This window comes from Sphingomonas sp. QA11, from assembly GCF_028473665.1.
Taxonomy (GTDB): Bacteria; Pseudomonadota; Alphaproteobacteria; order Sphingomonadales; family Sphingomonadaceae; genus Sphingomonas; species Sphingomonas phytovorans.
The window spans coordinates 355,889-382,196 of sequence record NZ_CP098774.1 but is presented as its reverse complement, the minus strand read 5'-3'; the positions used below and the strand labels follow the sequence as shown (position 1 = coordinate 382,196).

Below are 26,308 nucleotides of genomic sequence, written 5' to 3'. Positions count from 1 at the left end.
CGCCCAACGCCGTGCCACGCGGCAACGTTCCCCGCCAACCCTTATCTGTCGATTCTCACCCTATGCCTCTCACTCCACAGCATCGAAGTTGCGGAAGCGTTCGTTCCCGACGAAACCGAGTTTCGTGATGCCAGCCCGCTTGATCACCGCCAGCGTCTGGTCGAACCGCTCGTACCGCGCCGCGCCGTCAGTGCTGAACTGAAGCTGCACATTGGGGTCCGCACGGATCATATCGAGACGCGCCCGCAGGCCCGCCAGATCGACCGGCGTACCGTCAAGGGATATCTGGCCGGCGGCATTGAGGTCGATCCGGTGAATCACGTTGGATTCAGTGGTCGGCTTGCCACCGGTCGGAAGGTCGATTGGCACCTTGTGAGTCATCATCGGGATGGTGAGGATCAGCGTGACGATCAGGACAAGCAGGACGTCGATCAACGGCGTGATGTTCAGCGCCGAAAGAGGTTCGGGTTCATGCATCCGTGACCGACGGAAAGCCAGGGCTCGTGCACTCATCATGTCCTCCCTTGATATGGTGACGTTACACCATATCATGAAAAGTGAGCACAACAAGCGTCTAAGTCAAATACCGGGCGCCCCCGCAAAGGGCACGCCCGGTATTCGAAACGACACTGACGATCGTTCCTGTCGGCGGATCAGACCTGGATGCGATCCGCCGACGGGAGAGGATGGACCCTACCAGATCCGGACGCGGTCGGCCGGCGCGATATATTGCTTGTCGCCCGGTTTCACATCGAACGCCGCATACCATGCGTCGACATTGCGCAGCGGGTTGATCGCGCGGATCTGCCCCGGCGAATGCGGATCGCTGACGAGCTGCTGACGCAGCGCCTCGGTACGGAACAAGGTGCGCCACACTTGCCCCCAGCCGAGGAAGAAGCGCTGGTCGCCGGTCAATCCGTCGATCGTCGGTGCGGGCTTTCCGCCGAGCGACTGGTGATAAGCATCGAGCGAGATGAGCACTCCACCCAGATCGCCGATATTCTCACCCATCGATGCACGGCCATTGATATGGATGCCTGGCAATCCGTCGAAGCTGTACGCCTCATATTGCGCGCCAAGCTTCACTGCCTGCACCTCGAACTTGGCCGCATCCACGGGCGTCCACCAGTCGCGCAGCACGCCCTTGCCGTCCGATTTGCGGCCCTGATCGTCGAAACCGTGGCTGATCTCATGCCCGATCACGCCGCCGATCCCGCCATAATTGACCGCGTCGTCGGCTTGCGGGTCGAAGAACGGTGCCTGCAGGATCGCGGCCGGAAAGACGATCTCGTTCTTCACCGAGTTGTAGTAGGCATTCACCGTCTGCGGGGTCATGCCCCATTCGGCCTTGTCGACCTGATTGCCCATCCGGTTGCGGCGATAATCCCATTCGAACCGGGCGGAACGTTCGGCATTGCCGACCACATCGCCGGGTGTGACGGTGAGCCCGTCATAGTCGCGCCACTTCCCCGGATAGCCGATCTTGACGGTGAAGTTGTCGAGCTTGGCGAGCGCTTCCTGCTTGGTCTCCGGGCCCATCCAGGCGAGGTTGCGAATCCGCCCGCCGAGCGCGGTGCGCAGATTGCCGACGAGCTGGTCCATCTTCGCCTTGGACGAAGGCGGGAAATAGAGCGCGACATAGTCGCGTCCGATCGACTCCCCCATTGCCCGCTCGACAAAGGCGACGCCACGCTTCCAGCGCACCCGCTGTTCGGGCTGGCCGTTGAGGAACTTGGATCGGAAGTCGAATTCAGCGTCGACGAACCGCTTCGACAGGAGCGGCGCGATATCGTCGGCGGTACGGAAAGCTTCCCACGCCTTCAGCGTGTCGAGGTCAGTCGTGGCGAAGACGTCGGCGATCTTGGGAAAGGCTGTGTTCTGCGCGACGATCGCCCGCTCCGCCTTGCCAATCCCCGACGCATTCCAGAAAATCTGCCAGGGGAAACCCGGCGCCGCCTGCTGAAGCTGGGCAAGCGTCATCAGGTTATAGGTCTTGTCACGGTCGCGGCTCTGAGCACGCGTCCAGTGCGCCTGCGCGATCCTGGTTTCCATCGCGACGATCTTTGCCGCGGCCGCCTCGGGCTCGGGCCAGCCAGCCATGCCGAGCATCTGCGCGACATATTGCTGATAGCGGGCAACCTGCGGCGCGAACTTTGCATCGAGGTACAGATCGCGATCGCCCAGACCGAGGCCCGACTGGCGCAGATAGAGCGAGTAGATGTCGGGCTGCTTGGCGTCGTCGCTCACGCCGGAGCCGAAGAAGCTGGCGCCGAAGCCGCCCATCGACTTGCCCATCAGGACCGCGATGTCCTCCTTCGTCTTCGCCGCCTTGACCGCCGCGAGGCGCTCCGTCAGCGGCGTGGCGTCGGCGCGCTCGATCGCCGCCTCATCCATGAAGGCCTTGTACAGGGTCGCGACCTTGGCACGGTCGACATGCGCCGTATCGCCAACCTGATACCCGCCGACGAGCGTATGCAACCGCGCCTCGGACAGGTCGCGCAGCACCGCGAACGCGCCATAGGAAGAGCGGTCGGCGGGAATCTGCGTGTTCTTCGCCCAAGTCCCGTTGACATAACGGAACCAGTCGTCGCCGGGTTTCACGCCCTTGTCCATGCCGGCCAGATCGAAACCCCAACTGCCGTAGCGCGTCGGCACGGCTGAATCATCCCCGGCGGCAGGCGCATCGGCGATCAGCGATTCCATCGTGCAGGCATCATCGACACACGAACGATCTCCTTGCGCGACGACAGGGGCGGCGACGGCCATCGCAACGAGCGACGCGGCCAATGCGAGTTTCTTCTTCACGAACGACTCTCCAGCAGAACCAGGCAGGATACGGTCAGGATCAACCGCATCGATATGTCCCGTATCTGCATGATGCCCCGCAGCCCCGCAATCGCCACCGCGAGATTCTTCGCGGGCGGGCTCATGAGGGGCGCCCAACCTCGGCCGTCGTCATTCCCCGTATTTCCGACCCCAGTATTCCGGCCACCGTATTTCCCCCGCCGCCCCTTGCCGCGCGCGGCAAGCCGATCGCCGTCGCCATCCGACTGGCCCCGTCCCGCCCGTTCTGGTTCAGCGTGGCGAGGGCGGGTCGACCGGACCCGCCGCGCAGGATTCAGGGCCTCAGCGCCGCATCGTCGGCGTCACCCAGATCCTCCTCGTCGACATCGTCCTCGTCGAAATCCTCCTGGAGGTCGTCCTCGGTCTGGTCATCCTCGCTCTCGTCGGCATCGTCGTCCTCGTCGCCGACTTCGTCGCTGTCCATTTCGGGATCGTCGTCGTCATCGTCGTCGTCATCGCCGATATCCGGAGAAATGTCGGTCAGGATCGTGCCGTCGGTCGGACCGTCGCGCGTGACCTCCAGGATCTCCGCACGCTGGCTTTCATCATAGCCTTCCTCGTCGAAACCGTCGTCGCCGGTGCCTTCGCCTGGCACCTGATAACCACCAATGCTCATCATCCGTCTCCCAGCCGCGCGATTGCGGAATCATGAGGCGAACGAGACTATCTCAAAGCGGTTCCACCGCCTTGCGACGAAGCGCGCTCAATGTGGCCGGAACAACCTTCCCCGCTCGGTCACGGCGATGATGACAAGGGTGGCCAGCGCACAGCATAGCGTGCCGAAATGCAGCGGCAGCGTCGTTCCGGCGAACGACTGTCCGATCGACATGCCGATCACCGCGCCCATCGTCACGCTGATGAAGCCCTGCACGCTTGATGCCGTACCGGCGATCCCGCCCATGTCTTGCATCGCCATCGCGTTGAAATTCGCGTTCGCCAGGCCGAAGCACCCCATGGTCAATGCCTGCAGGATCACGAACAGCATCAGGCTTTCTCCACCCAGGAACCAGATCGCCACGTTCGCCGCCGAGATCAGGATCAACAGCACCACCGCGCTATGCGACAGAAAGCGCGAACCAAGCCGCATCACCACGCGCGAGTTGAGCAGGTTCGCGACCGCCATCATGCCCGCCGTGCCGGCAAAAACCAGGTTCAGATGTTTTTCGGCGTTGAACACCGTGGTGACGATCTGCTGTACCGAGGTGATGTAGGCGAACAGCGCGCCCTGCAGCATCGTGCCCCCGAGCGTGTAGCCGAGCGACCAGCGGTCGGTGAGCGTGGTGCGATAGCCCTCGACCAGACGCGTCACCGAAAACGGCACCCGATCGCCGGCCAGCGTCTCGGGCATGCGCAGCGCGAACCAGACCAGCACGATCGCGGTCAGCACGGCGATCACGCTGAAGATCAGGCGCCACGATCCGAAGAACAGGATCGCCTGCCCCAGGGTTGGCGCCACCACCGGCGCGATCATGAAGACGATGATCGCCAGGCTCATCACCCGGGCCATCGGCCGGCCGGAATAGCAGTCGCGCACGATCGCGATCGTCACCACCCGCGTCGCCGCCACCGCGACACCGCCGAGCAAGCGCGCGATCAGCAATAGGTGAAAGCTGCCCGACAGCGCCGCCACGGCATTGCCGACCCCATAGAGCGACAACGCCCACATCATCACCGGCCGTCGTCCGAAACGGTCAGCCAGCGGACCATGGATTAGTTGCCCGGCGCCAAGCCCGATCAAATAGATCGCGATGACATATTGCCGCTCATTCTCGGTCGCGACGCCCAGCCGCTCGCCGATCGCCGGCAACGCGGGCAGCATCGTGTCCACGCCGATCGCGCCAAGCGCCATCAGTGCCGCGACCATCACGACGAATTCGCGAAAGCCGAACGGCGCGCCATTGCGAGACGCCGTGCCGGAAGATTCGGGGGACGGAGCAGCAGTCATGCGCCGGCCTGTCGCAGATGCGCCTCCGAAGGTCACCCCCCGGCGTGCCAGAAAAGCTTGACGCCCGGCGGGGTTGCGTCTAGTGTATTATGCAACTAATCCACCCTGGAGATTGCCCGATGCTTCGCCCCCTGGCCGCCGCGATCGTCCTCGCCGCCACGCTTTCCGCCTGCGGCAACACCAAGACTGGTACCTCCATCTCGATCAACAGCAGCGATTCCGATGGCAACGTCGTGGCGAGCATGGACGGCAACACCGGCGCGGTGGCGATCAACGTGCCCGGCTTCTCCGGCAAGCTGAACCTCCCCAAGATTCATCTCGACGCCAATGATTTCGATATGAACGGCGTGCATCTCTATCCGGGTTCGACCATTTCCGGGATGAACGTCGAGGCGCACAGCGACGACAAGGCCGGCAAGAACGACGACAACGCCAATGTCCGTGTCTCCTTCAAGAGCCCGGCCGAGCCCGGCACGGTGCGCGACTGGTTCCAGCAGAAGCTCAACGCCGCCGGTTTCAGCGTCGCGCCGAACGGCAACGGCCTGACCGGCACGACCGACGAGAAGAAACCCTTCAAGCTCGAACTGACCGCTGACGGTACCGACAAATCGAAGGGCGTCATCACCATCAATTAGGGACAACTGACCGGATCGGCACGGGAACCTCCCGATCCGCATACTGTTCGTGTCCGGGGGATGACGCTATCATGGTCCATTCCCCATCACGGATACGCTGTCATGCTAGATACCCCCTCCGCCCAGGTCCCCGCGCTTTCGCTGAACGACGAAGCGACCGATCCCGATGCCTTCGCTGCGGCGCTTGGCGGATCGTTCGAGCGCTTCGGCTTCGCGGTCATCGCCGATCATGGCATCCCGCAGGACCTGATCGACCGCGCCTGGACAGAGACCGCCGAACTGTTTGCGCTGCCCGAGGAGGAGAAGCGCAGCTATTTCACCCCGGCGGGCGGCGGCCAGCGCGGCTATACCCCGTTCAAGACCGAGATCGCCAAGGACGCGAAGCATGTCGACCTGAAGGAATTCTGGCACGTCGGTCGCGATCTTCCCGCCGACCACCGCTTCGCGGCGGACATGCCCGCCAATATCTGGCCCACGCGGCCCGAAGGCTTCACATCGACCTTCCTCGAACTGTTCACGGCGTTCGACCGCGCCGGAGACCGGCTGCTGTCGGCCATCGCGCGCCATCTAAGGCTGGCGCCCAACTGGTTCGATCACGCGGTCGAGGACGGCAACAGCATCCTGCGGCTGCTCCATTATCCGCCGATCCCGGCCGATGCCGAGGGCGTGCGCGCCGGCGCGCACGAGGATATCAACCTCATCACCCTGCTGCTCGGCGCTGAGGAAGCAGGCCTTGAGCTGCTCGACCGGGACGGCCGCTGGCTCGCGATCCGGCCGCCCGAGGGAGCGATGGTGGTCAATGTCGGCGACATGCTCCAGCGCCTGACCAATCACGTCCTGCCCTCGACCACGCACCGCGTCGTCAACCCGCCGCCCGAGCGCCGCGCCCATTCGCGCTATTCCATGCCCTTCTTCCTCCACCCGGCGCCCGATTTCCTGATCGAGACGCTGCCCGGCTGCATCACGGCGGAGAACCCCAACCGCTACCCGACCCCGATCACCGCGCATGACTATCTGCACGAGCGGCTGGTCGAGATCGGGCTGGTGAAGAAATAGATTTCGTCACCCCGGACTTGTTCCGGGGTCCACTCCTCCGCTAGCGCAACCGCGACGACGGCGCGAAACATTCATGCTCGCGCCTGTCGATTGGTAGACCCCGGAACAAGTCCGGGGTGACGAAGGTGGAGCATTATGACCAAACCGCTACGCGTCGCACTTGCCGGACTCGGAACCGTTGGCGGCGGCGTGATCCGGCTGATCGACGCGAATGGCGCGCTGATCGCGCGGCGCGCCGGCCGGCCGATCGAGATCGTCGCCGTTTCCGCGCGTGACCGCGCCAAGGATCGCGGCGTCGATATCAGCCGGTTCGAATGGGTCGACGATACCTCGGCGCTCGCCCATTTTGAGGACGCCGATGTCGTGGTCGAGCTGGTCGGCGGATCGGATGGCCCTGCCCTCGCGCTTGCCCGTGCGACGCTGGCCGGCGGCAAGAGCTTCGTCACCGCCAACAAGGCGATGCTCGCCCATCACGGGCTCGAGCTCGCCGAAGCCGCGGAGGCAGCCAAGGTCGCGCTTAAGTTCGAAGCAGCGGTCGCTGGCGGCATCCCGGTTATCAAGGGCCTGCGCGAAGGCGCCGCCGCGAATGAGATCGCGCGGGTCTATGGCATCCTCAACGGCACCTGCAATTTCATCCTGTCCAAGATGGAAGCCGAAGGCCGCGACTTCGGCGAGGTTCTGGCCGAAGCGCAGGCGCTCGGCTTCGCCGAGGCCGATCCCAGCTTCGACATCGACGGCGTCGATGCGGCACATAAGCTCTCGATCCTCGCCAGCCTCGCCTTCGGCACGCGCCCGGCCTTCTCCGACGTGGCGGCAAGCGGTATCCGCCACCTTCTCGCCGCCGACATCGCCGAGGCTGCGTCGCTTGGCTATCGTGTCCGCCTGATCGGCATTGCCGAGGACAGCGCGAACGGCCTGTTCCAGCGGGTCCATCCGCATCTCGTCCCGCTCAGCCACCCGCTCGCCCATGTCACCGGCGCGACCAATGCCGTGGTAGCGGAGGGCAATTTCGTCGGCCGCCTGCTGTTCCAGGGCGCTGGCGCGGGTGATGGCCCGACCGCCTCGGCGGTGGTCGCCGACCTGATCGACATCGCGCGCGGCGAGTTCGGCCCGGCCTATGCCATGCCGGCCGCAGCGCTTGCGGTACACACGCCAGCCGATGCCGGCGAGCGTCGCGGCCGCGCCTATGTTCGCTTCACCGTTGCCGACAAGGTCGGTGTTCTGGCGGAGATCGCCGCGGCGATGCGCGACGCCGGCGTCTCGATCGAAAGCCTGATGCAGCGCGGCGCCATGCCCGACGGCACCGTGCTCGTCGCGATCGTCACGCATGAAGGGCCGGAACGCGCCGTCGCCCAGGCGCTTGAGAAGCTGCGGGGATCGCAGAGCCTCGCCGGCCAGCCGATCTGGATGCACATCCTCGGCTGAGAGCGTCGGGCTATCTGACCAGGGCAGTCGCGGGAACGCCGGGCGCCGCCTCGCCGACATGGATGATCGTGCGGGTCCGGCGCGGGCAGATCGTCTGGCCGATCAGCGCGCAGCGCGTGCCATCCTCGGCCAGGGCCATGTCCTTGTCGGTCGGCTCCAATGTCTGGGGCAAGGTCAGGCGGTAACGCGACTGCGCCTTGGCCGTGACGCAGACCGGATCACCTGCGCATCCGGGCGTTCGGGGCTTCAGTACCGACAGCGAGATGGGTTTGCGTACCCGCCGTGCCTTGCGCTTCACGCGAACCCCACGGACGACGGCATTTGTACGCTTCACCTGCACCCGATCGGCAACCGGCGGTGCCGCCATCAACAACATGGTGATCACCAGCATCGTCGCATTCCCCGTTTCGGTCCGGGAACCACAACCGCGCAGAGGCCGATAGGTTGCGTGCGTTCTCAGGGTGCCAGCGGGCGCTCGCCGGCAAGATAGAATCCCCGCGTGCCGACAGTGACGCCGACCTTGCCGCATCCGACCAGGAAGAGCGATTTCTCCTCGCAATTCGAGGTGCGGGCGAGCATCCGCTCGCGTTCCATCGGCACGCCTTCATTCTTCGGATCGGCCGGGTCCTTCTCCACCAGCGGGACGCGGTAGCGATCGGCATCGCGCCGCCCGCAGACCATCACCTCGCCCGGATCACGCGCGACGGCACAGCGTGGCCCCGCCACGGTCTTCTCGCGGTACCGGGTCATGGCATCGCTAGCGCTGACCTGAAGCAGCATCAGGGAAGCCACGAGCATCATTTCGCGGGACTCGCGACAGGGACGGCATTGCCCTCGGGCGGCAGGTCGTCGAGCGGAATCGCGACCCGGTTCGACTTGTCGGGGTGCTTGCGGAGGGCATCCTTGACCAGTCCAATCGCCCCCGCGACCATCGGGACGATGGGTGGCCCGAAGCTCGTCTGGCAACCGCCCTGGCGCGCCGCGCACGGTGTCCCGGCGGCAGCCAGAGCACCCCTGCCGGTCAGTTCGCGATTGGACGGCTGCGCCCCGTCCGACACGGCCTCGCCGGGAAGCGGCAGGCGCTGGCTCGGCAGCGCGTCGCCGCACACCACGACATCTCCGTCCTGATTCGTCCTTCCCTGTGCCGCGTTTTCGGCCGAGCTGTTATCCCGGCGCGAAGGGCGGCACGGTTCGTTCGCGACGGGCACAAGAATCGACCATCGCTCAGGTTCCGCCTTCGCGGCAGGCGCGGCCTGGAGCGCAAGGAATATCAGCATCGTCAGCATGATCGGCGACTCCCGCGGTCGCCCATATCATGCAGGGCGTCTTTCCTCCGCGCAAGCGCGGGAATCGCGATTCAAGTGCCAGCGATCGGCGCAACTCCGAGCCGCGGAATCTCGATCGCGGGGCAACGGTTCATCACTACCTTCAGCCCGGCCGCCTCGGCGCGCGCGGCGGCTTCCTCATTGATTACGCCAAGCTGCATCCACACCGATTTCGCCCCGACGGCGATCGCCTGGTCGACGGCGTCGGCCGCCGCCGCGGAATTGCGGAAGATGTCGACCATGTCGATCGGGTCGCCCAGTTGCGCGAGCTCGCGGAACACGAACTCGCCATGGATATGCTCGCCGGTAATCTGAGGATTGACCGGAATCACCCGATATCCATGTGCCTGCAGCGACTGCATCACGCGATAGGATGGCCGGTCGGGCCGGTCCGACGCGCCGATCAGCGCGATCGTCCGTGTTTCCTCGAGCAGCGCCCTGATCTCCGCGTCGCCGGTGAGTGGCATTCTATCCTCCCTGTTCGATCCAGTGAAATACGCGTTGCGCGATGCCGGAGAACGCCAGGGATTCGACGCCGTTCCCGCTCGCCGGCGGAACGCCGGCATCGGATGCGGAACGGATCGCCATGTCGAGCGGAATTCGCCCGAGGAACTCGATCCCCAGTTCGGCCGCCGCCGCCTCGGCGCCGCCGCGGCCGAACGGATCGGACACCTCGCCGCAATGGGGGCAGATATAGCCAGCCATATTCTCGACCAGGCCGATGATCGGCACGCCGGCCTTGGTGAACAGGTCGATCGCGCGCCGCGCGTCGATCAGGGCGAGGTCCTGCGGGGTCGAGACGATGACCGCGCCCGCCGGCCTGTGCTTCTGGATCATCGAGAGCTGGACGTCACCCGTGCCGGGCGGCAGATCGATCACCAGCGTGTCCTGCGCCGCCCAGTCGGCATCGACCAGCTGGCCGAGCGCCCCCGCCGCCATCGGCCCGCGCCAGGCGATCGCCTGGTCAGGCGCGACAAGCTGCCCCATCGACAGGAGCGGAACGCCATAGGGCGTCGACACCGGCTCGAGCACCTTGTCCTTCGCCGTCGGCCGCGATCCCTGCACGCCCATTAGGGTCGGCTGCGACGGCCCGTAGATATCGGCATCGACCAGCCCCACCCGCCGGCCCAGCGCCTGCAGTCCGATCGCCAGATTGGCCGATACGGTCGATTTGCCCACCCCGCCCTTTCCGCTCGCCACCGCGATCAGCAGGCGTCGGGTCCGCTGACTGGTCAGCGCGACCCGTACCGTGGCGATGCCGGCGACACCCGCCGCCGCCGCTTGCACGTCGCGCTCGATCGCGTCGCGCGCCGGCTCGTCCAGCCCGGTCACATCGAGGATGATGCTTGCCCTGTCGCCCTCGATCCGCGCGGTCGCGCGCTTTCCGGCGACGGGATCAAGGGCGGCGTTCAGGGCGACGGTTAATTGGGCGATATCGGTCATCGTTGCGCAGATAGGGCGGTAAACGGTGCTTGCCACTGTTTTTCCGCGACCGGGGTCCTATAAAGGAAGCATGACGACCCTTCCCCGCTGGCTGCAGCGCTTCACCATCCTCCTCTCCGACAACCCCAAAGGCCCCTGGGGCGGCGGCGGGCCGGACAAGGGTGGTTCGGGCAGCGGCTCCGGCGACGGCAATGACGGCGGGCCCCGCAATCCATGGTCAGTGCCGCCCGCGGGACGCCCGCGCAGCGCCGGGCCGAGCGCGCTCGACGAATTCCTGCGCCGCGCACGCGGCGGCGGTGGCGGCAACGGATCGGGCGGCGGCAGCCGGTCGCGCCTTCCCGGCACGCCCAATCCCCGCACATTGTGGATCATCGGCGTCGGCCTGATCGTCGGTGCCTGGCTGGTCTTCACCAGCTTCCACGCGATCGGCCCGCAGCAGCGCGGCGTCGTGACCTATCTCGGCCGCTTCGCCGGCACGATCGAGCCGGGCATCCGGCTGACGCCGCCGGCCCCCTTCGCCAGCGTCACCAAGGTCGACGTGCGCAAGATCAACACGGAGACGTTCCCCGCCAGCGGCAGCGGCGAGAATTTGATGCTCACCGGCGACCAGAATATCGTCGACCTGAACTATTCGGTGCGGTGGGACATCAGCAATCCGCAGGATTACGCCTTCCAGATCGCCAAGCCAGTGGAGACCGTGCGCGCGACCGCCGAAAGCGCGATGCGCGCGGTGATCGCCACGACGACGCTTGACGACGCGATCGGCCAGGGCCGCAACGCCATCGAACTGCGCGTGCAGGACATGATGCAGGAAGTGCTCGACAGCTATAATGCCGGCGTCCGCATCCAGGGCGTCGCCATCAAGCAGGCCGCGCCGCCGTCGCAGGTGATGGACGATTTCAAGCTTGTCTCGGCCGCCCAGCAGGAGGCGCAGGGCATGACCAACCAGGCGCGCGGCTATGCGCAGCAGGTGCTGGCCCATGCCCAGGGCGAGGCAGCGGCCTTCGACAAGGTCTATGAACAATATAAGCTCGCGCCCGAGGTGACCCGCCGGCGCATGTATTACGAGACGATGGAGCAGGTTCTGGCCAAGACCGACAAGACGATCGTGCAGGCGCCCGGCGTCGTTCCCTATCTCCCGCTGCCGGGCGCCGCCCGCCGCCTGCCGGATGCGCCCGCGACAACGCCCGCCCCGGCGCAGGGAGCCAATCAATGAGCGGCCTCTTCCGCAATCCGATCGCGATCGGCATCACCCTCCTGCTGCTGGTGATTCTCGGCGCGAGCACCTTCGCGATCGTGCCCGAGACGAAGCAGGCGGTCATCCTGCGCTTCGAGCAGCCGGTCGGCACTGCCATCAACCGCTGGCGCCCCAATGAGAAGTTCGGCAGCACCGGCGCCGGGCTGATCGCGCGCGTGCCGTTCATCGACCGGCTCGTCTGGGTCGACAAGCGCGTGCTCGACGTCGATCTTGAGGGCACGCCCGTCATCTCCACCGACCAGCTCCGGCTCGAAGTGGATGCCTTTGCCCGCTTCCGCATCGTCGATCCGCTGAAGGCGGTGGTCTCGACCGGCAGTTCGTCCAACACCGAACAGCGCGTGATCGACGCGCTCCAGCCCCTGTTCGGCTCGGCGCTGCGCAACGAACTCGGCAAGCGCCCGTTCGCCGCGCTGCTCAGCCCCGAGCGTGGCCAGGTGATGGATAATATCCAGGCCGGCCTGCAACGGCTCGCCGGGCAATATGGCGTGCAGATCGTCGACGTCCGGATCAAGCACGCCGACCTGCCCGACGGCAGCCCGCTCGAAAGCGCGCTGGCGCGGATGCGCACCGCGCGCCAGCAGGAACGCGCCTCGACCATCGCCCAGGGACAGAAGGCAGCACAGATCATCCGTGCGGAAGCTGACGCCAACGCGGCACGCATCTATGCGGAAAGCTTCAGCAAGGACCCCGCCTTTTACGATTTCTACAGGGCGATGCAGTCTTATCGGCATACGTTCGGCGCCGATGGCGATCCGACGTCAAAGGGAACGACGTCCATGGTCCTGTCGACCGACAATGCTTATCTGAGGGAATTCCAGGGCAACCGCTAAGCCTGAAGACTTCCGGAAATTCTTCCGTAAAGCTTTCAGGCGGTTCATATTCAATCGCCGTTCAGCAACCATCCGCAACACCGATAGTTGTCGCGATCGGCAGACGAGAGGAAACGACCCAAGTGCGCTACGCTTACGCCATTACCGGTGCCCTGCTCCTGAGCGGCGCCGCCGCCGCAATGACACTGGAGCCACCAGCGGGTCAGGTCGCGCAGAACGAACCCGGCGTGATTGCCGCCGCGGCCCCCAAGGCCGGCGCGCCGATGAGCTTCGCCGACATGGTCGCCACGCTCCAGCCGGCGGTGGTCAACATCTCGACCACCCAGCGCGTGACCGTGCAACAGCCGACCAACCCGTTCGCGGGCACGCCGTTCGGCGACCTGTTCGGCCAGTTCAACGGCGGCGACCAGGGCAATGGCCAGCCGATCACGCGCGAGGCGCAATCGCTCGGCTCCGGCTTCATCATCTCGCCCGACGGCTATGTCGTCACCAACAACCATGTGATCGCGGCCGGCACCAAAGGCGCGACGGTCGAATCGATCAAGGTCACGCTGACCGACCGCAAGGAATATACCGCCAAGCTGATCGGTCGCGATCCAGCCTCCGATCTCGCCTTGCTCAAGGTCGAGGCCAAGGGCCTGCCCTTCGTGAAGTTCGGCGATTCGACACGCGCGCGCGTCGGCGACTGGGTCGTCGCGATCGGCAACCCGTTCGGTCTCGGCTCAACCGTCACCGCCGGGATCGTCTCGGCGCTTCACCGGGTCACCGGCCAGGGCGGTGCCTATGACCGTTTCATCCAGACCGATGCGTCGATCAACCAGGGCAACTCCGGCGGCCCGATGTTCGATCTCGGCGGCAACGTCATCGGCATCAACTCGCAGATCCTGTCGCCGACCGGCGGCAATGTCGGCATCGGTTTCGCCATCCCGGCGGAGGAAGCCAAGCCGATCATCGAGACGTTGATGAAGGGCACCGCGGTCAAGCGCGGCTATCTCGGCGTCAGCATTCAGCCGGTCACGGAAGATATGGCAGCCGCTTTGGGCCTCCCCGTCAACCAGGGCGAGCTCCTCGCCCGGATCGAACCAGGCGAGGCAGCTGAGAAGGCCGGACTGAAGCAGGGCGACGTCGTCGTCCGCGTCGGCGGCAAGGATGTCACGCCCGATCAGACGCTCAGCTACCTCGTCGCCAACACGGCGCCCGGTACGCGCGTGCCGATCGAGATCATCCGCGACGGCAAGCGCCAGTCGCTCACCGCACTGGTCGGCACCCGTCCTTCCGAGGAAACGCTCGCAGCCGGGCTGAACGGCGGTGGCGATGATGACGGCCTGCCCGAGAACGACCCGAAAAGCGGCCAGCAGGCAAGCGCGAGCGCGATCGGCCTGTCGGTGCAGCCGCTGACCCCGGCGATCGCACGCAGCCTCAACCTCGACAATACGGTCCAGGGGCTGGTGATCGTTCAGGTCGACCCATCGAGCGATTCGGCGACCAAGGGCCTTCAGCGTGGCGATGTGATCCTCTCCGCGAACCGTATCCAGACCCGCACCTCGGCCGATCTCGCCCGCGCGATCACCGAAGCGAAGGCGGCCGGTCGGACCCAGATCGCGCTGCTCGTCCAGCGCGGCAAGACCCCTGGCCGCTTCCTGGCAGTCAAGATCAAGTAACGTCCCACTTCCTCCCCAGACGTCGCCTGGGGAGGAATTTACCTATACGCATCTTCCGCCCGTTCCCGTTTCGCGCGATACGCGTTCGACCATCGGGAGACGGTAATGGCAGACGGTACCAGCATCTTCATCGGCAGCAACGCCACCGGGCAGCGCCAGCAACTCGAGCTGAAACGCGCCAACCGCCACGGCCTGATCGCGGGCGCGACGGGCACCGGCAAGACCGTGACCATTCAGGGCATTATCGAAGGCCTGTCGGCGGTCGGCGTCCCATGCTTCGTCGCCGATGTGAAGGGGGACCTGTCCGGCCTGGCCATGGCAGGCTCCCCGACGTCCAAGATGCACGAGATCTTCGCCGCCCGGGCGAAGGAGATAGGCTATGACGACTGGTCCTATGCCGACAATCCCGTGCAATTCTGGGACCTGTACGGTGAACAGGGCCATCCGATCCGCACCACGATCAGCGAGATGGGGCCCCTCCTCCTATCCCGCCTGATGGACCTCAACGAGGTGCAGGAAGGCGTGCTGACCATCGCCTTCCATGTCGCCGACAAGGAGGGGTTGCTCCTCCTCGATCTCGACGACCTCCAGGCAATGCTGGTCAATTGCGGCGAGCGTGCCGACGAGCTGACGCTGACCTATGGCAACGTCTCGAAACAGAGCGTCGGCACGATCCAGCGTTCCCTGCTCCAGCTCCGCAGCCAGGGCGGCGAGAAGTTCTTCGGCGAACCTGCGCTCACCATGACCGACTTCATCGGCGTGGACGAGAAGGGGCGCGGCATCGTCAACATCCTCGCCGCCGACAAGCTGATGGCCAGCCCGAAGCTCTATGCCACCTTCCTGCTCTGGCTGATGAGCGAGTTGTTCGAGCATCTTCCCGAGGTCGGCGATCCCGACAAGCCGGTGCTCGCCTTCTTCTTCGACGAAGCGCACCTGCTGTTCGCGGACGCGCCCAAGGCATTGCTCGACAAGATCGAGCAGGTCGTCCGGCTGATCCGCTCCAAGGGCGTCGGCGTCTATTTCATCACCCAGAACCCGATCGACATCCCCGACACCGTCGCGGGCCAACTCGGCAACCGAGTCCAGCATGCTCTGCGCGCCTTCACCCCGCGCGACCAGGCAGCGGTGAAGGCCGCCGCGACGACCTTTCGCGCCAATCCCGGCGTTGATGTGGAAAAGGCGATCACCGAACTGAAGGTCGGCGAAGCGCTCGTTTCGCTGCTCCTGCCAGACGGCTCCCCCGCACCGGTCGAGCGCACGCTGATCAAGCCCCCGCGCTCGCGCGTCGGACCAGTCACGCCGGTCGAACGCGGCGTGATGATCCAGACCGATCCGATCGGTTCCAAATATGACACGCTGATCGATCGGGAATCCGCCGAAGAGATCCTCGCCAGCAAATCGCAGGAAGCCAGCGCAGCCGCCGCCGAGGCAGCAGCAAAAACCGAGGCAGACAAGGCCGCCGCGCTCCAGGCCAAGGAGGATGCCCGTGCCGCAAAGGAGGCAGAGCGCCAGCGCATCACCGCCCAGCGCGAGGCCGATCGCCAGGCCAGGCTCGCCGCGCAGCAGCAGAAAGAGGCGGAACGCGCCGCCGCCAACTCGCCCTGGAACCGCGCGATCAATTCCGCCACCCGCTCCGCCTCCTCGGCGGTCGGGCGCACAGTCGCGAACGAAGTGTCGAAGGCAGTGTTCGGATCGTCGCGCGGTGCCGGCTCAGGTATCGTCGGCGGGCTGGTGCGCGGGATTCTCGGCGGGCTCTTCAAAGGTCGGTAACCGCTCGCGGCTACACGCCGTCTCCCGCATCGGAAGGCGACGTGCTTCTCGCGTTCAGCGGATTCATGCCGTCGCATGTCGCGACGATGATGCATTCCTACCGGGGGCGATAAGCCGCACACGCTTCGGCGGCCGCTCGGCCTGCCATCCCGAAGGACAGCAGGCCGAACGTCCGCCTTGCGGTAAGGCGCGTCAGAAGTTGACCCGGATACCGGCGGAATAGCGGCGACCGAACCGTTCCCACTCGATCGTCTGGTTCGTGCTTGTGGGGCTGGGCGTGCCGGTCGCGGTGAGCAGATTGCCCGGTTCCGAGTAGCGCCGCCCCGGCTGGTTGAGCACGTTCGAGACATCGGCGAAGATCTCGAAATTCTTCGTGATCGCATAGCGCGCCGAGATATCCATTTCGTCGTCGGCCGCCCAATAGGTATCGCCGGCGTCAGTCAAATCGTCGGCGATCCCATCGAGCCAGGCGCTGCGGCGCTGATACTGAACGCGCAGCGACAGGCCGTATTTCTCGTAATAAGCGCCGATATTGTAGATCAGGTCGGACGTGCCGGGCAGCCGCACCTTGCGTGCCGGGACGGCGCCGAGCGCTGGCTTGGTCACTTCGCTGTCGTTGACCGTGAGGTTGGCAGAGACGCCGAAGCCCCCCATCCAGCCGGGCAGCCCGAGATCGCTGGTCCAGGGCTCGATCTGGAGCTGGGCCGCCACTTCGGCACCGAACACGCGCCCGTCGCCGCCGTTGGTGATGCCGGTAAAGACGTAGGACGAACGATCGATCCCGCTGGTGTTCAGCGCGTCCGAGCCGAAGGTACGCGTCTGGCGATACAGCACGTCCTTGACCTTCTTGTAGAATAGGCCGGCCATCAGATAGCCTTGCGGGCGAACATACCATTCGAAATAGGCATCGACACCGTAAGCGCGCTCTGGCTTCACCGCCGGATTGCCGCCCGAAATCGACTGGTTGGTATCGTTGACTACGACGTTCGGACGGAGCTGGTCATAATCGGCGCGCGCGGCGCCCGAATTGAACGACAGCCGCAGCTTCTTGCTGTCGTCGACGTCGAAATTCACGTGCAGGCTCGGAAAGACCAGTGTCTGGCTTGATTCAGCGACTAACGGCCCGGTGGTGGCGCCCACGGTGGCGATGGCTTCGCCGCGGTTCTTCAGATGCTCGACCCGGACGCCGCCGAGAATCGACCCCCAGTCATATTTGACGCTCGCCACCGCGAAACCGGCATAGACCTGCTCGCGCACGCTGTAGTTATTGGCCGTGTTCGGCGTGAAGGCGAAGTTCGCACGCGCCGCGTCGGAAATGGCCCGCATCTTGTCGGTGTCGAAGTAGCGGAAGGTATAGCCAAGCGGAATCTTGCCGGCGAAGGGATCGTTTAGCGAGAACTGGTTGTAGTCGTTGGGCAGGCCGATCGTGGCGAATTGTGCCGCCGTGTTGAGCAGGATCTGATTCTCCCTGGCCACCTTGGTGCGCTGATCGAACTGGAAACCGGCCTTGAACGTCGCGTCGCCACCAAGGAACGCCGCCTGCTTCGAGAGGACCAGCTTGCCGGTATAGGCATTGGTCGTATCGACGGCGTCAAGCACGGTGAAGGACGACGGCGGCTTGGTGAAGCTGTCGATCGCGGTCATCGGCGTGCCGGCCTGGTAGCGGGTCGGGCCGCTTAGCTGCGTGGTGGTGAAGAGCGACAGGCGCGAGAAATTCGGGTCGCTGAAATCATAGCTGACCGTAGGCCGCAGCGTGCGGGTGTTCGGGCTGTCCCAGGCCACTTCGCCGACGACCGAGCGATCGTCCTTCGACTGGGTATAGTTGCCCACCCAGGCCAGGTGCCAGCTGTCACCGAAATCATGATCGCCGGCGAGCGTGTTCGTGAAGATCGACTGGCGGAAGGCACGCAGGGTCGAGCGCTGGCGGATGTCGATGCCGTAGATCGTGCCTTTCTGCGGCGTGTTGCCGATGCAGATGTCAGCATAGCCGCTCGTCGTCGGGGTGCTGTTCAGCGTCGTCGGACACGCCGCGCTGTTGGGGACGAGGTCGCCCTGGCGATCGTCCAGATCGAAGCGATAATTGTCGCGCGCCTCGTCGTCGGTGAAGATCGTGTAGATCGACCGGAGCGAGATGGTGTTGTTGGAATCGGGCTTGTAGTCGACCCGGCCGGAGACCGACCAGTTGCGGCGGGTCAGGCGATACAGCTTGTTCTCGGCCTCATGCGCCCAGAAGCGCGTCGCGTTGCCGGGCCGCGTATCTTGCGCGACACGCTCGTAATCGGTCTCGAAATTGTCGGTGATCATAGCCCGCTGGTAGAAGCTGCCGGAAAGCAGCACGCCGAGCTCGCCGCCGCCCAGGTTGAAGCGGTCGGAGACGACGGCGGAGCCTTCATATTGCTTGCGATTGCCGAGCTCGGCGATGCCGAACCCGGCCTTGCCCGCGAAATGCGCGCCCTGATAGTCGAAGGCGGAGCGGGTCACGATGTTGACGTTGCCCGCCACCGTCTCACCGGGCATTTCCGGGGTCACCGCCTTCGAAACGACGATCTGCGACGCGATCGCCGAGGGGATTGAATCGAAACGCGCATCGCGGCCCTCGGGGCTGACGATGTTGATCCCGTCGAACGACAGCGTGGTCCAGTAATTGGGCGCCCCGCGCAGCGAGATGTAGCGCGCCTGGCCCTGGTCGCGCTCGACGGCGACGCCGGGCAGGCGCCCGGCCGCCTGGGCGATGTTCTGGTCGGGCAGGCGACCGACGCTGTCGGCCGCGGCGACCGTGACGAGCGACAAGGAGTTCTTCTGCACCGCGAGCGCGGATGCTTCCGATTCCGCGATCGGGCGGGAACCGCTGACGACGATGTCGCTCGCGCTCTCGGCCGATTCCTGTGCCTGCGCCTCACCATGCGCCTCCTGTGCCGTCGCGACATCGATCGGCATCAGGAGCGCGACGACAGCGCAGCCCCCTAGAAACGTCCCCTTGCGAACCATGATAGACCCCCTTCGTGATGATTGACCGTTTATGCAGCGCGTGCGAACGGCGCCTCGAAACCGCCGGTAGGAGCCAAACATGACTTGGAAGTACGAAACTCGTTACATTTCAATGACATTAATATTGCTGTTTAGTGGCACCGCCTGCGCCCAGACTGCTCCTCAGCCGGCTCCATCAACCCTTCCGGTGGTCAGCGTTCAGGCATCCGGAGAGACCGAAGCGGTCGCCACCGCCAATGCCGATGCGGCCGACGACCCCGCGATCTGGCGCAACGCGGCAAACCCGGCGGCAAGCCTGATCGTCGGCACCGACAAGAAGGCCGGGCTTTATGTCTATGGTCTCGACGGCAAGGTCCGCGACTTCAACAATGCGGGCGCGGTCAACAATGTCGACCTCGCCGAACATGGCGGCCGGATCGTCGTCGCGGCGAGCGACCGGAGCGATCGCGCCAACGCCCAGGTCGCGCTGTTCGCGCTCGACGGCACGGCCGGCAAACTCACCGCCCTCGGCAAGGTTTCGGCGGGCGTCGGCGAGGCATATGGCCTCTGCCTCTATCGCACCCCCGGCGCCCTCTACGCCTTCATGGTCGCCAAGGACGGCACGATCCGTCAGCTCGCGCTCGACCTGGCGGGCAAGACGCCTCAGGCGAAGATCGTCCGCACGATGAAGCTCGCCACCCAGTCCGAAGGCTGCGCGGTCGATCCCGATACCGGCCGGCTCTATGTCGCCGAGGAAGATGTCGGCCTGTGGCGCTTCGACGCCCGCCCCGACGGCCCGGTCGAACCGGTGAAGATCGCCGCGGCCGACGGCCAGCAGATCGTCGCCGATGCCGAGGGTGTCGCCATCGCGAAGGAAGGCAGTGCCGGCTATCTCGTCGTCTCAAGCCAGGGCGACAATGCCTATGCGGTCTATCGACTAGCCGACGACAGCTATGTCGGCCGTTTCCGTATCGCCCCCGGCACCTTCGGCGCGACCGAGGAGACTGACGGCATCGAGATCGCGACCGGGGATTTCGGCCCGGCCTTCCCCGATGGCATCATGATAGCGCAGGACGGCATGAACGCACCGCGCGCGCAGAATTTCAAACTGGTCCGCTGGGGGGAGATCAAGCGCGCACTGGGCTTGTAAGCGACGGTAGCGCAGGCGTAGGCTCGCCCTTCGGCAACGCAGCAAAGGACTCGAACGATGGACGCCACTCTCGATCTTCACCAGGATTGGGGCGCCGCCGCCGAGGCCGAGCTTGCCGATGTGGTCGAGCTGCGCCGCGCGATCCATGCCGACCCCGAGATCGGGCTCCAGTGCCCGCGCACGACGGAGAAGATCAAGGCCGCGCTGGCAGGGCTGCCGCTCGACTATCGGGAGGGAACCTCGACCACCGGCTTCGTCGCCATCCTGCGCGGCGGCCGCGACAATGGCCGAACCGTGCTGCTGCGCGGCGACATGGATGCGCTGCCGATGCAGGAAGAGACCGGCCTGCCCTTCGCTTCCCGGGTACCGGGCGCGATGCACGCCTGTGGCCATGATGCCCACACTGCCATGCTGGTCGGTGCCGCCCGCGCGCTCTGCGCCCGGCGCGACCGGCTGTCGGGGTCGGTCGTCTTCATGTTTCAGCCGGGCGAGGAGGGCCATCACGGCGCCCGCTTCATGATCGAGGACGGCCTGCTCGACGAGCCGCGTCCGGAGGCGGCGTTCGCGCTGCACATCATGCCCAATGCCCCGGCTGGCGTCATGTGGAGCCGGCCCGGCGCCCTGCTCGCCTCGACCGATGCGCTCAACATCACGGTGCACGGGCGCGGCGGCCATGCGGCGATGCCGCATGACGGGATCGACCCGATTCCGGTCGCCTGCGAGATCGTCACCGCGCTGAGCGCCTTTGTCGCGCGCCAGATTCCGGTCACCGATCCGGCGGTTCTGTCGATCACGCAGATCAACGCCGGATCAGCCTACAACATCGTTCCGGACGAGGTGAAGCTGAAGGGCACGCTGCGCACTCTGTCCAACACGGTCCGCGCCAAGGCGCGCGAGGGTCTGACCCGCATCGCCAAACATATCGCGATCGCCCATGGCTGCACCGCCGAAGTGGTGATCGACGATGGCTATCCGGTGACGATGAACGACCCCCGCGCGCTATCCCTGATGCGCGGCGTAGCGGAGGATCTGGGCGGCGAGGCGGCGTGGCGGACCATGCCCTCCCCGATCATGGGCGGGGAGGATTTCTCCTATGTCCTGCGCGAGATTCCCGGCGCGATGGCCTTTATCGGTGTCGCGCCGAAGGGCAGCGATCCCGCCACCAACCCGCCGCTCCACAATACGCGCATGACGATCGAGGAAGAAGTGATGGCGCGCGGCGTGGCGATCCATTGCGCCGTGGCGGAACGGTTCCTCGACAACGGTCTTGACTGAAGGGCCTTCCGGCGGATGACGTCAGGCCGGCGTGGCGACCCGCCGGCCCGCGAATCCGGTCGCCACGATCAGGACTGAGGCCGCTACGGCAAACCCACCCGAGATGAGGAAGGCTGGCAGATAGCTGCCGGTCTGCTCGCGGATCACGCCGGCACCGAAGGCGGCGGTCGCGGCGCCGATCTGGTGCCCGACCAGGATCCAGCCGAACACAATCGGCGCATCGCGCTCTCCGAACGACATGTTGGTCAGCTTCACCGTCGGCGGCACGGTCGCGATCCAGTCGAGCCCGTAGAAGATCGCGAAGATCGTCAGGCTCACAGCGCCGAAATCGATGAACGGCAGCGCGAGCAGCGAGAGACCGCGAAGGCCGTAATAAACGCAAAGCAGTTTTCGCGGATCATAACGGTCGGTCAGCCAGCCCGATGCGGTGGTGCCGAACAGGTCGAACAGGCCTATCATCGACAACAGCCCGGCCGCGGCGACCGGGGCGATACCGTGATCACCGCAAAAGGCGATCATGTGCGTGCCGACCAGCCCGTTGGTGGTCAGCCCGCACACGAAGAAGGTGCCGAACAGCAGCCAGAAGACCGGCGTCCGCGCGGCGCGGAACAGCGCGTCGAACGCCAGCATCGGGGTCGCGGCCTGCTTCATCGGCGCCGGCGGCGCGCTCTCCGCGGTCTCGCCGAAACGCCGCGTACCGACATCCTCCGGCCGCTCGGGCACGAAGAACAGGACGAACGGGATCAGCGCCGCGCTCGCGACGGCCACCGCGATCGTTACCGGCTGCCATGCCCCGCTGCGCGAGAGCCAGGCGAGCAGCGGCAGGAAGATCAGCGCGCCGGTCGCGGTGCTCGCGCTCAGCATGCCCATCACCAGCCCCTGCCGCGTTGCGAACCAGCGATTGACCACGGCCGCGCCCAGCACAGAGGCCACCGCCCCGCTGCCGACGCCGGACAGCACGCCCCAGGTGAGGACATAATGCCAGGGCTCGGTCATCCACAGGCTCGCCAGGGTGGATACCGACATGATCGCCAAACCGGCCAGCATCGTCCGCTTGATGCCGAACGACATCATCAGCGCCGCGGCGAACGGCCCGACCAGCCCGTACAGGAAGATGCCGACCGCAGCCGAGAAGGAGATGGTCGCCCTGTCCCACCCGAAATGCATTTCCAGCGGAACCATCATTACGCCAGGCGCCGACCGCAACCCGGCGGAGATCAGCAGCGCGAAGAAGGTCACGCCGACGACGATATAGGGGAAGGATCGGCCGGACAGGCGGACTGGACGCATCATTGTTCCTTGCAAGTCAGTCATGGCCGGCCACGTCGACGACGTCGCGCAGCAGCGTTTCGAGCCTGGCCCAGTCGTCGGCGCCGAGCCCGCCGATCAACCGTTCTTGCACCGCGCGCCACGGAGGAGTCGCCTTCTCCATCGCTTCGCGTCCGGCAGCGGTCAGCAACGCGATTCGCGCGCGGCCGCGCCCCGCCTGAGCGATCTCGATCCAGCCCTGCCGCTCAAGCGGCGTCAGCGCCCTGTAGAGCGAGGTCCGGTCCATCACGAGCATCTCGGCGAGCCGGCTGAGCGGTACGTCCCCGCATCGTGCGATGTGCCGCAACACCGAGAATTGGGCGATCGTCATGCCCGTGCCGATCAGCGCCTCGTCATAGACCCGCGACACCGCCCGCGCGGCCTTGCGCAACGAAGTACAGGCGCAGGGAGAATCGGAAAGAGCGGGAAGGGTCACGGCGATGATGTATATGCATCATGAAAATCGGTCAATGCTGGCAAACGGCGCGAACGAGCGGCCCGGCGGCCTGTCCACCCTTCATCAGCTGTGGCATTGTCTCTCGACTAGCCCGGGGACTGCCACATGACCGATCGACCAGCCGCTGCCCTGTGGCTCTATATCCGCAGCCTCGCGGCTGTGCTTGTGGGCTTCTCCCTCATCGTGATGCTGCATACCGGCACTGACGAGCTCATGCATTCAACGGGGGTCATTCCACGCGGTGCGATGTGGAATCCGTGGCACAATCTCCTCGCTCTCGCCTATCGCTGCCTCTTCTCGGTTGGCGGCGGCTTCGTCACCGCCTGGCTCGCCCCGCGCGCGCGGATGCGGCATGTGGCCATTCTGGCGGTGATCGGCACGCTGGGCGGAATCGCCGGCGTGCTGCTGAGCTGGGACCTGAATCTGGGCCCACGATGGTATCCGATCGCGCTGGCGATAACCGCGTTCCCGGCGGTGTGGCTAGGCGGCCGGCTGTATGAGAAGCGGTACGGGCTGCGCTGAGGACTCCGCTTCCAGACTGGTCTCGGCAGAAACCACTGTCCCAGACCCGCCCTGTTATGCCAGATGGCCCGATGCAAGCATCAACGACCCAAGCAGCCCGCCCTCTCGCCGAGCTTACCATTCGCGGCATCATCCTGGGCGGGCTCATTACCGTCCTGTTCACCGCCGCCAATGTCTATCTCGGCCTCAAGGTCGGGCTGACCTTCGCCACCTCGATCCCGGCGGCCGTCATCTCCATGGCGATCCTGCGCTTCTTCAAGGATGCGAATATCCTTGAGAACAACATCGTCCAGACGATCGCGAGCGCCGCGGGCACGCTGGCGGCGATCATCTTCGTCCTGCCCGGCCTGATCCTGGTCGGCTGGTGGACCGGCTTCCCCTATTGGACGACGGTGGCGGTCTGCGCGGTCGGCGGCATATTGGGCGTGATGTTCTCGGTGCCGTTGCGCCGCGCGCTCGTGACGGGATCTGACCTGCCCTATCCGGAGGGCGTCGCCGCCGCCGAGGTGCTCAAGGTCGGCGCAGCCGCCGATGGCGACGAAGAGAACGCCAAGGGCCTCCGAGTCATCATCCTCAGTTCAGTGGTGTCGGCCGGCTTCGCCCTGCTCGCCGCGATGAAGCTCGTCGCGGGCGAAGCAGCGAAGAATTTCCGGATCGGCAGTAGCGCCACTGGAGTCTCGACCAGCTTTTCGATGGCGTTGATCGGCGTCGGCCATCTCGTCGGCCTGTCGGTCGGTGCGGCGATGCTTTTCGGGATGCTCATCTCCTGGGCCGGGCTGATGCCATACCTTACCCACGGTGTGACGGGAGAGGTCGATGCCGTCGTAGGCACCGCGTTCCGCCTCAAGGCGCGCTTCATCGGCGCCGGCACGATCGGCGTCGCCGCGATCTGGACTCTGCTCAAGATCCTCGGCCCGATCATCGGGGGCATCCGCTCGGCCATGGCCGCGTCGCGCGCGCGCCAGGACGGTTCGATCCTGGAACTGACCGAGCGTGACCTGCCGATCGGCATCGTCGGCCTGTCGATCCTCGCGACTCTGCCGCCCATGGCCTGGCTGCTGTGGAGCTTCTCCGCGGGCGGACCGGTCCACGAACATGCCTTTGCGGTGATCGCCGGCACGATCCTCTATATCTTGGTCATCGGCATCGTGATCGCCGCGGTGTGCGGCTATATGGCCGGGCTGATCGGCGCGTCGAACAGCCCAGTCTCGGGCGTCGGCATTCTTGCGGTGCTAGGCGCCTCGTTGCTGCTCGTCGCAATCTATGGCCACAGCACTGATCTCGCGCGCACCAATGCGCTGATCGCCTATGCGCTGTTCACCACCGCGATCGTCTTCTCCGTCGCGACCATCTCCAACGACAATCTCCAGGACCTGAAGACCGGCCAGCTCGTCGGTGCGACGCCATGGAAGCAACAGTTCGCACTGGTGCTGGGCGTGATCTTCGGCTCGCTGGTCATTCCGTCGGTGCTCGACCTGCTCAACACCGCCTTCACCTTCCAGGGGGCGCCCAATGCCAAGGACACCGCCCTTGCGGCGCCCCAGGCCGCGCTGATCTCCTCGCTTGCCAAGGGCGTGCTGGGCGGCGACCTCGACTGGCGGCTGATCGGCGTCGGCGCTGGGATCGGCGTGCTGGTGATCGCCCTCGACGAGGCGCTCGGCCGCGCCGGCAAGATGCGCCTTCCGCCACTGGGCGTCGGCATGGGCATCTACCTGCCGATGGCGCTGACCCTGCTGATCCCGGTCGGCGCGGTCATCGGCCATTTCTACGACAAATGGGCAAGGCGCAGCGCCAACCCGGCCTTTGCCGAGCGCATGGGCGTGCTGGCGGCGACCGGCCTGATCGTCGGCGAGAGCCTGTTCGGCGTGGCGTTCGCGGGGATCGTCGGCGCGTCGGGCAAGGATGCCCCGCTGGCGCTGGTCGGTACCGGCTTCGAAACGATCGCTACCGTCGCGGCACCCGTGGCATTCGCCGGGCTGATCTGGCTGCTCTACAGCCGGACCAGGTCGATGGCGCGGTGATTTTATAATCCCCCGGCGATGTTCTGCATCGTGTCGCAAGGGTTCGGGCCACCCGCTTCGCATCTATTGCAGGCGGCGCGTCTTTGTCGCATCCTCGCTTCATGGACGAGCATGACCCAATGTCTCCTGAATCCTCCAATCCGTTTTACGTGCCGGATCGGACGAAGGAGATGCTCGGCTTTGTGGGTTTCGGCGCAATGATCGCGTTGGTACCGTTCGGCTTCGGCCTGCCCTATTCTGCAGTAAATCTAGCAGTCGTCGCCTCATTTGCGCTGTGTGCGGTGATGATGCTTCTAGAAGGCCTGAAGGCTCGAAGATACAGACTGCGCAGGCTTCGGTCCGTGTCTGAGTTGCATAGGCAAATCGAGCGTCCAGTCGATTGACGGACCGCTTCGCACGCCCCTCCCCCCACAAGG

At 65.6% G+C, this 26,308-nt stretch carries 25 protein-coding genes; 12 read left to right on the top strand and 13 right to left on the bottom strand.

Going from position 1 to position 26,308, the window contains the following annotated elements:
- Positions 1-69: 69 nt before the first annotated feature.
- From NDN01_RS01840 to NDN01_RS01820, 5 genes are all read right to left on the bottom strand, one after another.
- Positions 70-477, bottom strand: coding sequence for an ExbD/TolR family protein (locus NDN01_RS01840; protein ID WP_272625437.1), 408 nt, complete (start codon positions 475-477; stop codon positions 70-72).
- Positions 478-693: 216 nt separating this feature from the next.
- A complete protein-coding gene (locus NDN01_RS01835; protein ID WP_443025276.1) occupies positions 694-2,766 on the bottom strand; it encodes a M13 family metallopeptidase in 2,073 nt (690 codons plus the stop codon).
- Positions 2,767-2,801: 35 nt separating this feature from the next.
- Positions 2,802-2,930: a hypothetical protein gene (locus tag NDN01_RS01830; RefSeq protein ID WP_272625435.1), complete on the bottom strand. Its 129-nt coding sequence runs from the start codon at positions 2,928-2,930 to the stop codon at positions 2,802-2,804.
- Positions 2,931-3,118: 188 nt separating this feature from the next.
- Positions 3,119-3,460 carry a DNA primase gene (locus NDN01_RS01825; protein ID WP_272628455.1) on the bottom strand — a complete coding sequence of 114 codons (342 nt, stop codon included), beginning with the start codon at positions 3,458-3,460 and terminating at the stop codon, positions 3,119-3,121.
- Between the two features lie 87 nt (positions 3,461-3,547).
- Positions 3,548-4,789: a multidrug effflux MFS transporter gene (locus NDN01_RS01820; protein WP_272625434.1), complete on the bottom strand. Its 1,242-nt coding sequence runs from the start codon at positions 4,787-4,789 to the stop codon at positions 3,548-3,550.
- Between the two features lie 119 nt (positions 4,790-4,908).
- Here NDN01_RS01820 and NDN01_RS01815 point away from each other — a divergent pair, with 119 nt between their 5' ends.
- The 3 genes from NDN01_RS01815 (at position 4,909) to NDN01_RS01805 (ending at position 7,905) form a co-directional block, all read left to right on the top strand.
- A complete protein-coding gene (locus NDN01_RS01815; protein WP_272625433.1) occupies positions 4,909-5,424 on the top strand; it encodes a hypothetical protein in 516 nt (171 codons plus the stop codon).
- A 102-nt stretch (positions 5,425-5,526) separates the two neighbouring features.
- Positions 5,527-6,480, top strand: a complete 954-nt coding sequence (locus tag NDN01_RS01810) for an isopenicillin N synthase family dioxygenase (protein ID WP_272625432.1) — start codon at positions 5,527-5,529, stop codon at positions 6,478-6,480.
- Between the two features lie 135 nt (positions 6,481-6,615).
- Entirely contained in the window at positions 6,616-7,905 is a 1,290-nt protein-coding gene (locus NDN01_RS01805; RefSeq protein WP_272625431.1) for a homoserine dehydrogenase, read from the top strand.
- A 10-nt stretch (positions 7,906-7,915) separates the two neighbouring features.
- On the opposite strand, the gene NDN01_RS01800 is transcribed toward NDN01_RS01805, so the two are convergent.
- The 5 genes from NDN01_RS01800 to NDN01_RS01780 form a co-directional block, all read right to left on the bottom strand.
- The gene (locus tag NDN01_RS01800; protein ID WP_272625430.1) at positions 7,916-8,296 is read right to left on the bottom strand and encodes a hypothetical protein; all 381 of its coding nucleotides are present in this window, start codon (positions 8,294-8,296) and stop codon (positions 7,916-7,918) included.
- A gap of 65 nt (positions 8,297-8,361) precedes the next feature.
- Entirely contained in the window at positions 8,362-8,706 is a 345-nt protein-coding gene (locus NDN01_RS01795; RefSeq protein WP_272625429.1) for a hypothetical protein, read from the bottom strand.
- The gene (locus tag NDN01_RS01790) at positions 8,703-9,191 is read right to left on the bottom strand and encodes a hypothetical protein (RefSeq protein WP_272625428.1); all 489 of its coding nucleotides are present in this window, start codon (positions 9,189-9,191) and stop codon (positions 8,703-8,705) included. The genes NDN01_RS01795 and NDN01_RS01790 overlap by 4 nt, the downstream gene beginning before the upstream one ends.
- A gap of 71 nt (positions 9,192-9,262) precedes the next feature.
- Positions 9,263-9,697, bottom strand: a complete 435-nt coding sequence (locus tag NDN01_RS01785) for a CoA-binding protein (RefSeq protein WP_272625427.1) — start codon at positions 9,695-9,697, stop codon at positions 9,263-9,265.
- Position 9,698: 1 nt separating this feature from the next.
- The gene (locus tag NDN01_RS01780) at positions 9,699-10,673 is read right to left on the bottom strand and encodes an Mrp/NBP35 family ATP-binding protein (protein WP_272625426.1); all 975 of its coding nucleotides are present in this window, start codon (positions 10,671-10,673) and stop codon (positions 9,699-9,701) included.
- 70 nt (positions 10,674-10,743) lie between these two features.
- Here NDN01_RS01780 and hflK point away from each other — a divergent pair, with 70 nt between their 5' ends.
- From hflK to NDN01_RS01760, 4 genes are all read left to right on the top strand, one after another.
- Positions 10,744-11,889 carry a protease modulator HflK gene (hflK, locus tag NDN01_RS01775; protein WP_272625425.1) on the top strand — a complete coding sequence of 382 codons (1,146 nt, stop codon included), beginning with the start codon at positions 10,744-10,746 and terminating at the stop codon, positions 11,887-11,889.
- The gene (gene hflC, locus NDN01_RS01770; RefSeq protein WP_272625424.1) at positions 11,886-12,761 is read left to right on the top strand and encodes a protease modulator HflC; all 876 of its coding nucleotides are present in this window, start codon (positions 11,886-11,888) and stop codon (positions 12,759-12,761) included. The genes hflK and hflC overlap by 4 nt, the downstream gene beginning before the upstream one ends.
- A 122-nt stretch (positions 12,762-12,883) precedes the next feature.
- Entirely contained in the window at positions 12,884-14,422 is a 1,539-nt protein-coding gene (locus tag NDN01_RS01765) for a Do family serine endopeptidase (protein WP_272625423.1), read from the top strand.
- 105 nt (positions 14,423-14,527) lie between these two features.
- On the top strand, positions 14,528-16,192 hold the full coding sequence (locus NDN01_RS01760) for a helicase HerA-like domain-containing protein (RefSeq protein WP_272625422.1): 1,665 nt from the start codon (positions 14,528-14,530) through the stop codon (positions 16,190-16,192).
- Positions 16,193-16,384: 192 nt separating this feature from the next.
- Here NDN01_RS01760 and NDN01_RS01755 read toward each other — a convergent pair whose 3' ends face one another.
- Positions 16,385-19,180, bottom strand: coding sequence for a TonB-dependent receptor (locus NDN01_RS01755; protein ID WP_272625421.1), 2,796 nt, complete (start codon positions 19,178-19,180; stop codon positions 16,385-16,387).
- Positions 19,181-19,292: 112 nt separating this feature from the next.
- On the opposite strand from NDN01_RS01755, the gene NDN01_RS01750 reads away from it, so the two are divergent.
- Positions 19,293-20,309 (top strand): phytase, encoded by a 1,017-nt coding sequence (locus NDN01_RS01750; protein ID WP_272625420.1) that lies wholly within the window; start codon positions 19,293-19,295, stop codon positions 20,307-20,309.
- Positions 20,310-20,366: 57 nt separating this feature from the next.
- On the top strand, positions 20,367-21,584 hold the full coding sequence (locus NDN01_RS01745; protein ID WP_272625419.1) for a M20 metallopeptidase family protein: 1,218 nt from the start codon (positions 20,367-20,369) through the stop codon (positions 21,582-21,584).
- 21 nt (positions 21,585-21,605) lie between these two features.
- On the opposite strand, the gene NDN01_RS01740 is transcribed toward NDN01_RS01745, so the two are convergent.
- On the bottom strand, positions 21,606-22,877 hold the full coding sequence (locus NDN01_RS01740; RefSeq protein WP_443025187.1) for an MFS transporter: 1,272 nt from the start codon (positions 22,875-22,877) through the stop codon (positions 21,606-21,608).
- 13 nt (positions 22,878-22,890) lie between these two features.
- On the bottom strand, positions 22,891-23,328 hold the full coding sequence (locus tag NDN01_RS01735) for a MarR family winged helix-turn-helix transcriptional regulator (RefSeq protein ID WP_272625418.1): 438 nt from the start codon (positions 23,326-23,328) through the stop codon (positions 22,891-22,893).
- A gap of 126 nt (positions 23,329-23,454) precedes the next feature.
- On the opposite strand from NDN01_RS01735, the gene NDN01_RS01730 reads away from it, so the two are divergent.
- The 3 genes from NDN01_RS01730 to NDN01_RS01720 all read left to right on the top strand — a co-directional run bounded on the left by NDN01_RS01730 (position 23,455) and on the right by NDN01_RS01720 (position 26,275).
- A complete protein-coding gene (locus NDN01_RS01730) occupies positions 23,455-23,871 on the top strand; it encodes a hypothetical protein (RefSeq protein ID WP_272625417.1) in 417 nt (138 codons plus the stop codon).
- Positions 23,872-23,942: 71 nt separating this feature from the next.
- Positions 23,943-25,892 carry an OPT family oligopeptide transporter gene (locus tag NDN01_RS01725; RefSeq protein WP_272625416.1) on the top strand — a complete coding sequence of 650 codons (1,950 nt, stop codon included), beginning with the start codon at positions 23,943-23,945 and terminating at the stop codon, positions 25,890-25,892.
- A gap of 101 nt (positions 25,893-25,993) precedes the next feature.
- The gene (locus tag NDN01_RS01720; protein WP_272625415.1) at positions 25,994-26,275 is read left to right on the top strand and encodes a hypothetical protein; all 282 of its coding nucleotides are present in this window, start codon (positions 25,994-25,996) and stop codon (positions 26,273-26,275) included.
- The last annotated feature ends 33 nt before the right edge of the window (positions 26,276-26,308 follow it).

Excerpts from the sequence above, each read along its gene's own strand:
- NDN01_RS01800 (WP_272625430.1), bottom strand. The coding sequence starts at position 8,296 with ATGCTGGTGATCACCATGTTGTTGATGGCGGCACCGCCGGTTGCCGAT.
- NDN01_RS01810 (WP_272625432.1), top strand. The coding sequence starts at position 5,527 with ATGCTAGATACCCCCTCCGCCCAGGTCCCCGCGCTTTCGCTGAACGAC.
- NDN01_RS01790 (WP_272625428.1), bottom strand. The coding sequence starts at position 9,191 with ATGCTGACGATGCTGATATTCCTTGCGCTCCAGGCCGCGCCTGCCGCG.
- NDN01_RS01780 (WP_272625426.1), bottom strand. The coding sequence starts at position 10,673 with ATGACCGATATCGCCCAATTAACCGTCGCCCTGAACGCCGCCCTTGAT.
- NDN01_RS01840 (WP_272625437.1), bottom strand. The coding sequence starts at position 477 with ATGCATGAACCCGAACCTCTTTCGGCGCTGAACATCACGCCGTTGATC.
- NDN01_RS01805 (WP_272625431.1), top strand. The coding sequence starts at position 6,616 with ATGACCAAACCGCTACGCGTCGCACTTGCCGGACTCGGAACCGTTGGC.
- NDN01_RS01835 (WP_443025276.1), bottom strand. The coding sequence starts at position 2,766 with ATGGCCGTCGCCGCCCCTGTCGTCGCGCAAGGAGATCGTTCGTGTGTC.
- NDN01_RS01815 (WP_272625433.1), top strand. The coding sequence starts at position 4,909 with ATGCTTCGCCCCCTGGCCGCCGCGATCGTCCTCGCCGCCACGCTTTCC.
- NDN01_RS01820 (WP_272625434.1), bottom strand. The coding sequence starts at position 4,789 with ATGACTGCTGCTCCGTCCCCCGAATCTTCCGGCACGGCGTCTCGCAAT.
- NDN01_RS01785 (WP_272625427.1), bottom strand. The coding sequence starts at position 9,697 with ATGCCACTCACCGGCGACGCGGAGATCAGGGCGCTGCTCGAGGAAACA.
- NDN01_RS01745 (WP_272625419.1), top strand. The coding sequence starts at position 20,367 with ATGGACGCCACTCTCGATCTTCACCAGGATTGGGGCGCCGCCGCCGAG.
- hflC (WP_272625424.1), top strand. The coding sequence starts at position 11,886 with ATGAGCGGCCTCTTCCGCAATCCGATCGCGATCGGCATCACCCTCCTG.
- NDN01_RS01795 (WP_272625429.1), bottom strand. The coding sequence starts at position 8,706 with ATGATGCTCGTGGCTTCCCTGATGCTGCTTCAGGTCAGCGCTAGCGAT.
- hflK (WP_272625425.1), top strand. The coding sequence starts at position 10,744 with ATGACGACCCTTCCCCGCTGGCTGCAGCGCTTCACCATCCTCCTCTCC.
- NDN01_RS01830 (WP_272625435.1), bottom strand. The coding sequence starts at position 2,930 with ATGAGCCCGCCCGCGAAGAATCTCGCGGTGGCGATTGCGGGGCTGCGG.
- NDN01_RS01740 (WP_443025187.1), bottom strand. The coding sequence starts at position 22,877 with ATGATGCGTCCAGTCCGCCTGTCCGGCCGATCCTTCCCCTATATCGTC.
- NDN01_RS01730 (WP_272625417.1), top strand. The coding sequence starts at position 23,455 with ATGACCGATCGACCAGCCGCTGCCCTGTGGCTCTATATCCGCAGCCTC.
- NDN01_RS01750 (WP_272625420.1), top strand. The coding sequence starts at position 19,293 with ATGACATTAATATTGCTGTTTAGTGGCACCGCCTGCGCCCAGACTGCT.
- NDN01_RS01720 (WP_272625415.1), top strand. The coding sequence starts at position 25,994 with ATGGACGAGCATGACCCAATGTCTCCTGAATCCTCCAATCCGTTTTAC.
- NDN01_RS01755 (WP_272625421.1), bottom strand. The coding sequence starts at position 19,180 with ATGGTTCGCAAGGGGACGTTTCTAGGGGGCTGCGCTGTCGTCGCGCTC.
- NDN01_RS01760 (WP_272625422.1), top strand. The coding sequence starts at position 14,528 with ATGGCAGACGGTACCAGCATCTTCATCGGCAGCAACGCCACCGGGCAG.
- NDN01_RS01825 (WP_272628455.1), bottom strand. The coding sequence starts at position 3,460 with ATGAGCATTGGTGGTTATCAGGTGCCAGGCGAAGGCACCGGCGACGAC.
- NDN01_RS01725 (WP_272625416.1), top strand. The coding sequence starts at position 23,943 with ATGCAAGCATCAACGACCCAAGCAGCCCGCCCTCTCGCCGAGCTTACC.